This is a genomic window from Aquimarina megaterium XH134 (genome assembly GCF_000520975.1).
In the GTDB taxonomy this organism is placed as follows: domain Bacteria; phylum Bacteroidota; class Bacteroidia; order Flavobacteriales; family Flavobacteriaceae; genus Aquimarina; species Aquimarina megaterium.
In genome coordinates this window covers 141,009-154,882 of the sequence record NZ_JACB01000006.1, presented here as the reverse complement: position 1 = coordinate 154,882, position 13,874 = coordinate 141,009, and the positions used below count along the sequence as shown (strand labels likewise).

Annotated in this window: 11 protein-coding genes; 4 read left to right on the top strand and 7 right to left on the bottom strand. The window is 33.2% G+C overall.

Translation table 11 applies throughout. The features are described 5' to 3' along the window. Positions 1–80 precede the first annotated feature (80 nt). Positions 81–2,354, bottom strand: coding sequence for a WGR domain-containing protein (locus Z053_RS31840; RefSeq protein WP_206539207.1), 2,274 nt, complete (start codon positions 2,352–2,354; stop codon positions 81–83). A 287-nt stretch (positions 2,355–2,641) separates the two neighbouring features. Here Z053_RS31840 and Z053_RS0107520 point away from each other — a divergent pair, with 287 nt between their 5' ends. Next, positions 2,642–3,256, top strand: a complete 615-nt coding sequence (locus tag Z053_RS0107520) for a thioredoxin family protein (RefSeq protein ID WP_174412097.1) — start codon at positions 2,642–2,644, stop codon at positions 3,254–3,256. 1 nt (position 3,257) lies between these two features. On the opposite strand, the gene Z053_RS0107515 is transcribed toward Z053_RS0107520, so the two are convergent. From Z053_RS0107515 to Z053_RS0107490, 6 genes are all read right to left on the bottom strand, one after another. Beyond that, positions 3,258–3,950 carry a hypothetical protein gene (locus Z053_RS0107515; RefSeq protein ID WP_025664430.1) on the bottom strand — a complete coding sequence of 231 codons (693 nt, stop codon included), beginning with the start codon at positions 3,948–3,950 and terminating at the stop codon, positions 3,258–3,260. 33 nt (positions 3,951–3,983) lie between these two features. Next, positions 3,984–4,691, bottom strand: a complete 708-nt coding sequence (gene truB, locus Z053_RS0107510; RefSeq protein ID WP_025664429.1) for a tRNA pseudouridine(55) synthase TruB — start codon at positions 4,689–4,691, stop codon at positions 3,984–3,986. Positions 4,692–4,703: 12 nt separating this feature from the next. Further along, complete coding sequence (locus Z053_RS0107505) at positions 4,704–5,498, bottom strand: undecaprenyl-diphosphate phosphatase (RefSeq protein WP_025664428.1); 795 nt, start codon at positions 5,496–5,498, stop codon at positions 4,704–4,706. 64 nt (positions 5,499–5,562) lie between these two features. Continuing rightward, a complete protein-coding gene (locus Z053_RS0107500) occupies positions 5,563–5,826 on the bottom strand; it encodes a DUF3098 domain-containing protein (RefSeq protein ID WP_025664427.1) in 264 nt (87 codons plus the stop codon). Continuing rightward, positions 5,810–6,214 carry a hypothetical protein gene (locus tag Z053_RS0107495; protein ID WP_025664426.1) on the bottom strand — a complete coding sequence of 135 codons (405 nt, stop codon included), beginning with the start codon at positions 6,212–6,214 and terminating at the stop codon, positions 5,810–5,812. Before Z053_RS0107495 ends, Z053_RS0107500 begins: the two co-directional genes overlap by 17 nt. 58 nt (positions 6,215–6,272) lie before the next feature. After that, positions 6,273–7,151, bottom strand: coding sequence for a cell division protein FtsX (locus Z053_RS0107490; protein ID WP_025664425.1), 879 nt, complete (start codon positions 7,149–7,151; stop codon positions 6,273–6,275). Between the two features lie 925 nt (positions 7,152–8,076). On the opposite strand from Z053_RS0107490, the gene Z053_RS0107485 reads away from it, so the two are divergent. The 3 genes from Z053_RS0107485 (at position 8,077) to leuS (ending at position 13,855) form a co-directional block, all read left to right on the top strand. Continuing rightward, positions 8,077–9,798, top strand: coding sequence for a thiol-activated cytolysin family protein (locus Z053_RS0107485; RefSeq protein ID WP_025664424.1), 1,722 nt, complete (start codon positions 8,077–8,079; stop codon positions 9,796–9,798). Positions 9,799–10,001: 203 nt separating this feature from the next. Next, positions 10,002–10,937 carry a 2-dehydropantoate 2-reductase gene (locus tag Z053_RS0107480; RefSeq protein ID WP_025664423.1) on the top strand — a complete coding sequence of 312 codons (936 nt, stop codon included), beginning with the start codon at positions 10,002–10,004 and terminating at the stop codon, positions 10,935–10,937. Between the two features lie 104 nt (positions 10,938–11,041). Then, the gene (gene leuS, locus Z053_RS0107475) at positions 11,042–13,855 is read left to right on the top strand and encodes a leucine--tRNA ligase (protein ID WP_025664422.1); all 2,814 of its coding nucleotides are present in this window, start codon (positions 11,042–11,044) and stop codon (positions 13,853–13,855) included. Positions 13,856–13,874: the final 19 nt, after the last annotated feature.

Here is a 13,874-nt window from a genome sequence, read left to right as displayed (position 1 = left end):
TGTAAAGTGTATAATGTCCCTCTTGTAAAGTTATTATTTAAATTCCTGACTGTTAGCTTTAAAATCATATTTTTTTGTTTTTATTTCTGATAAAAATATTTTTCAGTGGTCGATATGTATCCTTTTTTTATTTTTTGCTCAATAAGCTTTTTTCCTTCTTTATGTGCTGTGTTTATATCCTTAAATTCTTTTGTTTTTGATTGTCCTTTCGTACCTATTTTACCATAAGTTATTGTGAAAATTTCTTGGTAATATTTTATTTTCCAAAATTTTGATGATTTCTCGTCTTTATATTCTAAATAAACATTTTGTTCTGCATCTCTTATAAATTCTAAGGCGCTTTCTAAAGCATCATTTATTTCTTCGGTAAGATCATCCATGTCAATAGACATATTTCCAAAACGTTTTTCAATATCTGTACTTTTGTGATGTTGTTTAATCCAGTTTTTTGCTAGTGGATTCTCGCAGTGGTAAATGGTACGGATAGCTTCTGTACTACCTCCGGGAATTTTGGAATGATTTTTTTCTAAAAACGTAAAGGTATTTTCGAGCATGGTTTCAATTTGCTCTTTATTAAACCTATTAGTAGGGTTTATTTTAGTGCCATATTCTTCAGAAAGTAATTGTGTAAAAATAACTTCTGATAGGTGTGGTATTTTTTGAAGAGTGTCTTCATCAAGTAATAATGTGTTGACGACGAAATTAAAAATATCGGGTAAGTGTAAAACATTCAGGAAAAACATACAGGCAACTCCGGGAGCTTTTTCTGCATTATACCTACTTTCAAATTTACTTTCTGGTAGTGTAAACCATGATTTTACAATTTCGATATTAGGATCGTTCTCATCTTTGATTAAGTGAGGAAATTCTTTTGTGAAAATTTCAGGAATATCATGATGATATAATCCCAAGTTAGAAAACAGTTGTGTAATAGTTTGTTGCTTATTAGGAAGGTCATTTAGATATAAGAAATAAAAGGCTCGTTTTGATAGTTCATGTTCATTACTGTTTTCTATAACTTGATATAGTAGTTTTTCTTCTAGAGAAGAGAATACAGCATCTGTTTTTTTATATAAACGTTCTTTTTCGGCTGTGGTCGTTTTAAGATCATCATAATCTTTAAAAATGTCGGTGAGTTTTCTTAAAATCTTTTGAACGGTATCAGAATCTGGAGTAGGTTCTCCTATTACAGTTAATAAATCTGCATATTCTTTGGAGGCAGTATTTCCTTTGAAGTAAAAATTGACCGCCTTTTTAAGAAGATCTTTTTCTGTAAAAAGATCTTTTAAATCCCAAATCATGATTTGTACGAACTTACGTCGTATGTTTTCTTTCCAGATTTTCTTTCCATCGAGTAGTTCTTCTAAAAAACGATTTGCATGTTTTGTTTTGTCTTTTGTATTGGGACTACATGCCAATATATATGGTAGTAAACTGATTTCTTCTATTTTAACCGTTTTGATTATTTCATCAAACTCAATCCATTTATTATGTTTTTTTAAGTTATTTTTTAGCCATCGCATACGTTTGATCATGTTTTTTTCTGCCTGGGGATATATAATTATAGATAACCACCATTGTTGTAAATTATCTTCTTTCCCTCTAAATTCATAAGATTGAGTATTAAATACTAAGTATGCACGTCTTCTTAAGAATAGGTTTTCAAAACTATCCTCCTCATCACAATAAGAATATTCATCATGTATCTGTAGATCATAAAAAGCATCGGTTGTATTAAAAAAACCAAGAGTCATTTTAAAATATTCTAGTTGTTCTTCTAATTGATTAGCAAGTACTATATTTTTTACTTCTTCGTATCTATTATCTAAAGAAAACCCAAAATGTAATAACCAGTATAAAGCTAAATGGGGATCATTTACGAATTCGGTTTTTTCATTTTCATAGTCTTTGTCTATATCATCGGGAGTATCCCATATGCCGTAAGGAGTTACTTCTGTTTGATGCGCCCAGTCTCTAAAAAGCATTGAGAACCAATGGTATCGATCCATAAGTGCTACCGCATCGACTTTTAGTTTTAATGCTTGTTGTTTATAATCTACTTTGGGATAGTGTTCTGGGCTTTTTAGTTTTACTTTATAGATTCTAGAAGATTCATGATCAATACCATAAGTGCCGCTTTTACCTCTTATGTCATTTACAACCCAATCGCCGCTTTCGGGATAGATGGTATTACCTTTTATCTCTCGATCTTCACCCACATAAATATTTTTGCATCCTGCCCAGTCTGAATAATATTCTCCCCAGTTTTTCATTGCGGATTCAAATTCTATAGCGTAATCTTTATCTGTTTTTGTTTTACTGTTTTTTGATTCGGTATTCTCGAGAGATTCCATATAATTAGATTAGTTATGAGCTACTTTTTATGATATATGTACGTCTGTTTTATATTAAAATCAAAAAAAAGACTAGAATACAAAGATTCAAATCTAATTGTATACAGAGTACACTATTAACCGTATAAACGTACCCACTGTTTTCAGGGAGTATAGAATATCTGTAAGTTTTAAAGATAACTATCGTCTATGTATAAGAAACCTTCAAAAATTGACAGTTATACGATTTTGATCTATGCGTTTTTGATATAAAAATATTGTTTTACCTATTTTTGAGACCTATAATTATGGAACAACCTACTACAATGACAATACCCGAATTGATAACTCAAGGAATTGATAATTCCTACACATATCAGGAATATAAGAACCTGATTAGTGACTTGTTAACCGAAAATAAATCTACTGGTCACGAACAATCTGAAGCATTAACAAATTATAGTATGCTTAATGATCGTAGAATGAAACGATGGGATAAGACTTTGAAAATTGACGAATCTATTAGTACCTCATTTTCTAATGCCGATCTAAATGTAACCTGGGTAGTATTAACAGAGGGATGGTGTGGGGATGCTGCCCATGTATTACCTGTATTGAATAAACTTGCAGAATTAAATGATGGGATAGATTTAAAAATCATCTCTAGAGATGATCACGATGAGTTGATGAATAATTTTTTAACCAACGGAGGAAAATCAATACCTAAATTAATTGTGTTTGATAATCAAAACAAAGAAGTGTTAAACTCATGGGGTCCCAGGCCTTCTGTAGCAACACAAATGGTAAATGATTATAAAGAGCAACACGGCAGTTTAGATCCAGAGTTTAAGCAAGATTTACAAGTTTGGTACAACAAGGACAAAGGTGCGAATATTGCAGAAGATGTGTTGAGATTACTGTAGCTTAAGATCCGTAATTAAAGTAATAAGTAATAGTACCTTCTTGTTCTTCTATATCAGAACGAGAAAATAAAGCTTTTCTGGCATAATCCATAGCATTGTCAAAAAGACATTCGTTTCTGGTAGTAGAATTTCTCTTGTCTATTTTGGTATTAATTACATATCCATTTTTATTGACTTCGATTTTTACTACTACTTTACCATTTCCGTTACATGTGTATACTGGGTTAGGTAGATCTATAGATTTTCTGTTTTTCAAGCTATAAGTAAGAGAACTGTTTCTATTGTTGGTTTCTTTACCTTCTGGTTCTGGTTTTTCCTTTTTTTCAGTTTCACTTTCTTCCTCTTCATCAATAGGAACCTCTCCTTCTGTTGGTGCAGCTTCTTCACTTTCTTCTGCAGAAGTTTCAGCTTCTGTTAATGATTTCATTCGTTGTTCAAACTCTTCTGGATCTTCAAAATCTTCATTAAAAGCGGCATGTGTTCTTTTGGCAGCAATTAATTGTCGATCTTCCTGAGCGATTAGTTCTTCTTCGGGCTCTTCTTCTTCGGCAAGAAATTCCTCGGGGATTTCCATTAAGATTTCAGATTGTTCTTTTTGCTTATTTATCATATTGATATTGTAAAGACTTAGAACGACGATTCCCATCAACATGGATGTGATAATCAAAGCTTTATGTTTTTCTACAAATTCCATAGGTAATTATAACTACTTTTATTCTACAATATTTTATGTAGTTTCAATTTTTGAGGCTAACTGGTTTTCAAAAGACTCTATTGTAGTCGCATCTTCAACCGAAAATGATCCTATTTTAGTTCTTCTTAAAACAGTTAAGTGAGCCCCGCTATTTAATGCTTTTCCAAAATCATGTGCCAATGATCTAATATATGTCCCTTTGCTACATACAACTCTGAATTCTACTTCCGGAAATTTGATATTAGTGATTTCAAATTCGGTTATATTAATTTTTCGAGAGTTAATTTCTACAGTTTCTCCTTCTCGTGCATATTCATATAATCGTTTTCCGTCTTTTTTTAAAGCTGAAAAAATCGGAGGGTATTGTTCTATTTCTCCGATAAAAAGGGATGTTGTTTTATGAATAATTTCTTCAGAAATATGATCTACAGGAAAAGTCTGATCAATCTCGGTTTCCAAATCATAAGAAGGTGTTGTGGCTCCAAGTAATATTGTCCCAGTGTATTCTTTGGCTTGTCCTTGAAATTCTTGTATACGCTTAGTGTATTTTCCTGTACAGATAAGCAATAGTCCTGTTGCAAGAGGATCGAGCGTTCCTGCATGACCTACTTTAATTTTTTTGATACCAAAATTTTTCCGGATAAGCCAACGAAGTTTATTTACAACTTGGAAAGATGTCCATTGCAGCGGTTTATCGATCAAAAGAACTTGACCGTCTTTATAATTTTGTTCGGTTAGCATTATAGATGGGGGCTATTTAATAAAACCAAAACTGATGGCTAATAAACCAACAAGTATACAATATACGGCAAAATAAGTTAACTTACTCTTTTTAACCAAAGAAATCATCCAGGTACATGCAAAAAGCCCTGAGACAAATGCAGTCAGAAAGCCAAGTGCCAAAGGAATACTGTTTTCTGATGAAAAAATAAGATCTCCACCAAGTATATCTTTAGCAATTTTTCCTAAAATTAAAGGGATAACCATTAAGAAAGAAAAGCGAGCGGCTTTGGTTTTGTCATTTCCTAACAATACCGAAGTAGATATTGTAGCACCACTTCTCGAAATTCCTGGAAGCATTGCGATTGCCTGGGCAACACCAATTACAAATGCATTTGAGTTGCTAACCGATTTTCGAGTGCTTTTAGCTTTATCTGCAAACCATAATAGCGCAGCTGTAATGAGTAACATAAAACCAACAAACATAATATTGCCTCCAAAAAGCTTTTCTAATTGTTCTTCAAAAAATAAACCTACTAAAACAGCAGGAATCATAGAGATAATGATTTTAAAAGAAAAGAGAGTTTCTTCGTTTTTTTCGAATTTCAATATTCCTTTTACAATCTCTACTATATCCTTTCTAAATACTACTATGGTACTAAGCGCAGTTGCAAAATGTAGAACTACAGTAAAAAGTAAAGATTCTTCTGGTACGCTTTGATCACCTAAAATAGCTTTGCCAAGCTCGAGATGACCACTAGAAGAAACAGGTAAGAATTCGGTAAGCCCTTGTACTATGCCTAGAATAATTGCGTCGATGATTTCCATAGAGAATTTTGGGATTTCTTAAATTTGACGCAAAGATATAACTACCGTAAAATAAAATGATAAATTACTGTTTTTTCTTCTTATTGGGATTTAGAAGAATAGCATATATTTCAATACCAAAACCAATTAAAACAATAGTTGGTGCCAATCGAATTCTTCTAAAATTATAGATGTCTGGATTAAAAACATTAGGATCATCACTTCCTCCTCCTGCCATGAGAATAAAGCCAAGAGCAATTACCGCTATCCCTATAGCCATAACGATATAGTTTTTCTTTTCAAAAATAAAGTCAGGTTTTGGCGTATTTTTATTAGATTGTTTTTTCATGCTCATCGTTATCAATTTCGTTAAATATTACAATATCATCAACTATTAATTTTGATATATGTCCCATATTTTTATCACGGGTAAATATAGTCCATCTTTCTATACCATACAAAGTAACTCTTTTATTAAGAATATCAGAGCGTAGTTGTTCTACAGTTAATTGATATTGTAATCCACGATTAATATAGTAGTGGTGTTTATCATTTTTAAGGGTAATTACAATATCAAATCCCGATCCTTCCTGTATGTTGGTTACAATTCCTTCAATCTTCATAACATCATCAGGTTGCACATTACGTACAGGTCGAAATGTTTGTATTACTGCTACCATAAAGGCAATAAAAAGTACAAAAATGATCGAAAGATATATTTTAGCAATTTTACCCATTAATACATCTAGATTAGTAGTTTTAAATTAATACGTTTAGTTATTCGTGTTAATTAGATTAATAGTATAATTCATCAGTTCTTAAATTTAAGAACCGTTGTGTAGCAAAGAATGTGCTGATCCAGGTGATAAGTATGCCAATCCCAAAAATACCTGCAAATAAAATAATAAGTAAGATTTTGTCATCAAGCAATGCCAGTTCTGGGAATGTTTTATTAAGGTAGTATAATACAATCCCAACACCAATTAAGGCTACAATTGCTCCTATCATCCCTAATCGCACACTTTTCCATACAAAAGGCTTGCGAATAAATTTTTTTGTAGCACCAACCATTTGCATGGTTTTAATAATAAACCTTTTTGAATACACCGATAAACGGATAGAACTATTAATAAGCAATACAGCAATAAAAGTGAAAATACCACTAATGAGAAGTACCCAAAAACTAATACGCTTTATATTATCGTTTAATAATGAGATCAAAGGTTTATCATAAATCACTTCATCTACAAAATCTTTTTTGATGATAGAAGCATTTATTTCTTCAATTTTTGCCTGATCTACAAAATCAGCTTTTAAGTATACGTCGATAGAATTCTGAAGTGGATTGTACCCAAGAAAATCCATAAAATTCTCTCCGATATCCTTACTGTGTTCCTCGGCAGCTTCATCCTTAGAAATAAAAGCAGTCGATTTAGTATATTCTGCCAACGCCAGAGTTTTTTCCAGCTGTTTGATTTCAACATCTTTGGCGGTATCTTTTAAATAAATAGTAAGTGCAATTTTTTCTTTAAAATGATCCGCTACTTTTTTAGTATTTAAAACCAACAAGCCTAATAAGCCCAATAAAAATAATACCAAAGAAATACTAATAACAACAGAAAAATAAGAAGAGATTAGTCGTCGTTTTTGGTATTTTTCAAAAGATGAACTCATAAATAAATTGATTTGTGCGTAAAAATAATAAAGTTAAGGAGACTTTTTATTCTAAAATGCACCTCATTTTAGAATAAATTACTCAAGTTAACCCCATTACAGAACGGGATCTGTTTTTGCGATATAGTTTGATTGCATTTGATTTACATATGAATAACGTATACTTTACTACAACCTTGCTTAAATCCATTTTATTGTATTAAAATAAATTTTAAAGATTCAGCACTAAATTCCGGTTGCTTTTTTATTGTAAGCACAAGATGTTGAAACTTGTGATTAAGTTGTAAGAGAGATCTTAGTAGTAATGAAAAAGATGTTTAAGGATGCTTTGTGTTTTGTTGATACCAGTATTATGATCTTTGCGGTAAAGGATAAATGTATTAGTTACTAAAATTTACATTTTTTAACACTTCAGTGTTAAAATTCATATTTTTTATTTACGGTTTTAAATTAGTATTATTATGGTTAAACATCATCTCGAAATTCGTCGAGATTTATTTTAATTTGTAAATTATTAAATAAGTATAGTTTACACTTTTTTTCTTCATATCTGTTTCATTTTAGCAAATAAAAAAAATGTTAAATACGAATTGTGATCAATGTCTTAATGCTTTGATTGCCATAGGATAAGATAGTTGCCTGTGTTATATTTGCCGCCAGAATTTAAATAAGATCATATGTGCAATCATATGATATAGAAAGTAATACTAGTTCTCTTTTGAATTTAAATTCTTAAAAAAGGTAAAAGTTTTTAAGCAGTAGATTACATGTTCAAAACTCATAGTGTAGAGGTATTTTAAAAACAAAAAAACAGTGTTTTTTATATCTATGATGGTTTTTAGAGTATGCATAATGACTTATTGTTGCATAACATAAAAAGGCAATTAAACTACTGATTTAACTAAATGATTTAAAATTTTATTTAATGAAATATACAAATATTACTTTATTGGGGCTTTCTTTGGCAATACTAGTATCTTGCCAAAACGATGATAAATTAGATGATCAGGCCGTTACAAAACTAGAATCAAAAGCTCAGTATCTCTATGAGGATATTCCTGATGGTGTTAGCAATTTGGTTATAAAAGAACAAGGCGATAAAAGCAAATCTGCAAAAAGCTTAGTAGAAGAAAATTGTGTTACAAAAGAAGTTTCTTTCAATCAAAGTGATTCAGATTTTTTTCTGTTAGATCCTAATGGTTCTTTGCTTTGGCCGGGTAATCTAATAGCTTCTAGGTCGATACAAGAAGGAGCACCTACATCAATTCCAATTTATGGAGAGAGCCGAAACCCTATAGAGGTAAGGGTAAATGTTTTATCAGGAACATCTGCTTCAACATATAGAAATGTTGATACTCCAACACCAGGAAAAGTACAAGACAACTTAAATGAAATCCTGAATAATTATTATGATAGTAATGCAAGTTTTCCTGCAAGCTTTGAAGTGTCTATAGAGAGAATACATAGTGAAAAACAACTACAATTTGCCTTAAAAGCAGGATATTCTGGACCAAGTATCAATGTGTCAGGACAATTAGGAATTAATTTTAACGAACAAAAAACCAGGTTTGCCGTTACACTTAAGCAACGTTTTTTTACTGCTTCTGTTTCCCCAAAAGAGAATATAATTGGTCAATATGGCTGGTTAAGTAATAGTGTTGCCCCAGAAAGACTTGATCCGTATGTAACCGATTTTAAAGAGGTTGCTGCGGATCAGGCAAACCCATCTTCTTATATAGAGTCAGTAACTTATGGAAGGTTATATACCATGATATATGAGTCTAATGAGAGCGCTTTAGAGGTAGAGGCAGCACTGAAATTTGCTTATAAAGGAGTAGGAACTGTTAATGTTGATGTGTCTGCCCGATATAAAGAAATTTTTCAAAACGCCAATGTAAAGGTTAAACAATTAGGAGGTAATCCTGAAGCAGGGATCTCTTCATCTTTGTCGGCATTAGCTAATGATTTAGAGGGAGTTGTGGGGTTTTTGGCAAAAGGAGCAAATGTATCTCGTCAAAATCCAGGATACCCAATCTCATACAAAGTAAATTATGTTCATGGAAACAGAACTTTTAATGTAGTTCAAAATATAAATTATACGGTTAAAAACTGTGATCTTGTAAACTATGATAAGATCAGGATAGATCCTATAACAGTTGCTTTGTATAAAGCATCAGATCATGGTACTAGTGGAGCAGAGCTTTTTGGTAGATTATATGTAGAGAAATACGATTCAGAATTAGGGCAATGGTACCAGGCAGGTAAAAAACTACGTTGGGGGTATGGTATAGAGCATTCTATAAGAGATTATTATCCTTTAACAGGGAAAAAGGAATTTGCAGTGGGTAAAGTAATAGATTTTAATGTGAAGTCAGCAATTGGCGAACGTTTTAGAGTGGTGTCAGAAGTGGGTGAGTGTGATGCAAGTTGCAATCCATATTATGATACTGCAAGTGAAGGAAGACGATATGTTATCTATGAGTATAATGCTAATCTCAAAAAATGGGTAGATGTTGATCGTCACAATCCATATGTTCCAGATTATACGATAGGAGAATCTTTTGATCAACAAACATGGAATGGCGCTTTTTCTACAGTTGAAGGTGCTCCATTTGTGGCTGATTATGCATCTTATATATTAAAATAAGAATTTGTTCATAATCCTTTATTAGCAGTTTATAAAGGCATTTAATAGATGTCTAGAATAAACTGCCATATAAAAAGAGAGTGTTTGTACTAACACTCTCTTTTTTATTGTTTTAAACTTTAGCGGTGAACTAAGGTTAGGAAAATAAAGAATTCATTAGATTTGAGTTTATGTTTTTGAGATCATTAAAATAGTATTATAATATGCATATAGTCATCATTGGAGTTGGTGGAGTTGGAGGGTATTTTGGAGGAAAAATTGCTAATTCTGGTCAAAAAATAACTTTGGTAGCCAGAGGAAAACATCTCGAAGCTATTAAAAATAAAGGATTGCAGGTTAAAAGTATTAATGGGGATTTTGTAACTCACCCATTTTATGCAACAGATCAGATTGATACTGTAGAAAAAGCAGATATAGTACTAATCTGTACCAAATCATGGCAGGTAGCCGAAGCAGCAAAATCAATTCATCCTATTTTAAAAGAAGATACTATTGTTATTCCATTACAAAATGGAGCCGATAATGCAGAAAAAGTATGCTCTGTAGTAGCTGCAAAACATGTATTGGGAGGATTATGTAAAATCTATAGTAAGATAGAAAGCCCTGGTGTCATTTCTCATTTTGGTCATCAACCCGAAGTTGTTTTTGGCGAATTAGACAAAAGTGAAACAGATCGCCTTGAGGTAGTAAAAGAAGTATTTGACAAAGCAGGATTTAACAATGCAATTTCTAAAGATATTGAAGTAGATATCTGGAGCAAATTTATGTTTATTACTACCGTTAGTGGTATTGGTGCACTTACTCGTGCTACAATCGGAGAGGTATATGAAAACCCAGAAACCTATCGTGTTTTAGAACAGACAGCTACCGAAATTTATAAAGTAGGTATTGCTAAAGGGGTTTCATTACCTGAAGATATCGTATCTCGGATTCTGACTTTTATCGGTAAACAACCCTATGATTCTACTGCTTCTATGCAACGTGATATTATGGAGGGCAGACCTTCAGAATTAGATAATTTTAATGGCTTTATTGTAAAACAAGGAGCGAAATTAGATATTTCAACACCTGCAAATACGTTTATATATAGTTGCTTATTACCTATGGAGACTAAAGCCAGAACTTTAAAAAATAAATAAAAGACCTCTAATATTATTACATTTCTTCAAATTAGACACAATAATATTAGTATATACCATATTTTTGCACTTCTCATAAAAATGGTAATACAGAAATAAACGTAATGAGCTACGATTTTAATACTATTGAAGCCAGGTGGCAAAAATATTGGGCAGAAAAAGGCACTTTTAAAGCAGAAAACAACAGTGATAAACCTAAATATTATGTATTGGATATGTTCCCATATCCATCGGGTGCGGGATTACACGTTGGGCATCCGCTAGGATATATTGCCAGTGATATCTACGCAAGATATAAACGCCATAAAGGATTTAATGTATTACATCCGCAAGGATATGATTCTTTTGGATTACCGGCCGAGCAGTATGCGATCCAGACAGGGCAGCATCCCGCAATAACTACCAAAGAAAATATAGCTCGTTATCGTGAGCAATTAGATAAAATTGGATTTTCTTTTGATTGGAGTCGCGAAGTAAAGACCAGTGATCCTAATTTTTATAAATGGACACAATGGATCTTTATAGAACTTTTTAATTCGTGGTATGATAATGATGCAAATAAAGCAAGAACGATTGATGATCTTGAAACTATCTTTGCCTCAGAAGGAAACACAAAAGTAAATGCAGTTTGTGATGAAGATATAACAGAATTTACCGCTGCAGACTGGAATAATTTTTCTTCAAAAGAAAAACAAAAAGTATTATTAAAATACAGGTTAACCTACTTGGCAGAAACCGAAGTAAACTGGTGCCCGCAATTAGGAACCGTACTGGCAAATGATGAAATCGTAAACGGAGTTTCTGAGCGAGGAGGATATCCTGTAATTCGTAAAAAGATGACGCAGTGGAGTATGCGAATCTCGGCCTACGCAGAACGATTGTTGCAAGGATTAGAAACTATCGATTGGACAGATTCTCTTAAAGAATCACAACGCAACTGGATCGGAAAATCTGTTGGTGCCAGTGTAACTTTTAAGGTTAAAGAACACGATGAGATCATCGAAGTATTTACCACACGTCCTGATACTATTTTTGGTGCTACATTTATGACATTAGCTCCAGAACATGAATTAGTTGCCAAAATAACAACTCCTGAGCAGAAAGCAGCTATAGAAGCCTATATCGAAGCAACGGCCAAACGTAGCGAACGTGAGCGTATGGCAGATGTAAAAACCATTAGTGGAGTATTTACAGGAGCATATGCAGAGCACCCATTTACCAAAGAACCTGTACCCATCTGGATCGGAGATTATGTATTGGCAGGATATGGTACCGGTGCTGTAATGGCGGTACCATGTGGAGACCAGAGAGATTATGATTTTGCAAAGCATTTTAATATCCCTATCACTAATATTTTTGAAGGGGTAGATATCTCTGAAGAAGCTTTTGCCGATAAAGAAAAAACCATCATAGCCAATTCTGATTTCCTTAATGGATTAAACTATAAGAAAGCAACCAAAACTGCTATTTATGAGCTAGAAAAACTAGGTCAGGGGCAGGGGAAAACCAATTATAGATTACGCGATGCCGTATTTAGTCGTCAACGATATTGGGGAGAACCGTTTCCGGTGTATTATGTAGACGGGATGCCACAGATGATTGATGTTGCACATTTACCGTTGGCATTACCCGAAGTAGAAAAGTACTTGCCTACAGAAACAGGTGAGCCACCATTAGGTCGTGCCGATATTTGGGCATGGGACGCCCTCAAGGGCGAGTTGGCAAAAAATGAGGACATTGATAACGTTAATATTCATCCTTTAGAATTAAATACCATGCCCGGTTGGGCAGGAAGCTCGTGGTACCCGTTTCGATATATGGATGCTGGTAATGATACAGAGTTCGCTTCCGCGGAAGCAATGCAATACTGGCAAAATGTGGATTTGTATATAGGAGGAAACGAACATGCAACGGGTCACTTATTATATTCTCGTTTCTGGACCAAATTCTTAAAAGACAGAGCATACATTACCGTTGATGAGCCGTTTAAAAAACTAATCAATCAGGGAATGATTTTGGGAACGAGTGCAATAGTATATAGAATTAGTGGTTCTAATACGTATGTTTCTAAAGGGTTAAAGGATCAATATGAAACAGAAGAACTTCGTGTGGATGTAAGTCTGATTAATAATTCGGACGAACTAAATGTGGATGCTTTAAGAAAATGGCAACCACAGTTTAATAATGCTGATTTTGAACTTGAAGACGGAAAATACATCGTTGGTAGAGAAGTAGAAAAAATGTCAAAACGATGGTTTAATGTTGTTAATCCAGATGGTATTTGCGAGCGGTATGGAGCAGATAGTTTACGATTATACGAGATGTTCCTGGGGCCATTAGAACAAGCAAAACCGTGGAATACCGCAGGAATTACCGGAGTACATTCTTTCCTTAAAAAATTATGGAAATTATATCATGATGGGGAGGCGTTTGGTGTAACCGATACCGAACCTACCAAAGAGAATTTAAAAACATTGCATAAAACCATCAAAAAGGTAGAAGAAGATATCGAGAACTTCTCGTTTAACACTTCGGTAAGTACTTTTATGATTGCAGTAAATGAATTAACAGCTCAGAAATGTACTTCTAGAGCAGTTCTAGAACCTCTAATCGTGTTAATTTCTCCTTATGCACCGCATATTGCTGAAGAATTATGGCAAAAGTTAGGACGTAATGAATCTATATCGACAGCTGCATTTCCTGTATTTGAAGAGAAACACCTGGTAGAAAGTACCAAACAATATCCTATTTCGTTTAATGGTAAAATGCGTTTTACCATGGAGTTATCATTAGATCTAAGCAAAGATGAAATTGAAGCAGCGGTAATGGCTCATGAAAAAACACAAGAACAACTTGCCGGTCGAGCGCCTAAAAAGGTAATCGTGGTACCTGGTAAAATTGTGAATGTAGTTGGTTAGAAGTTTGATTGTAAGTGTG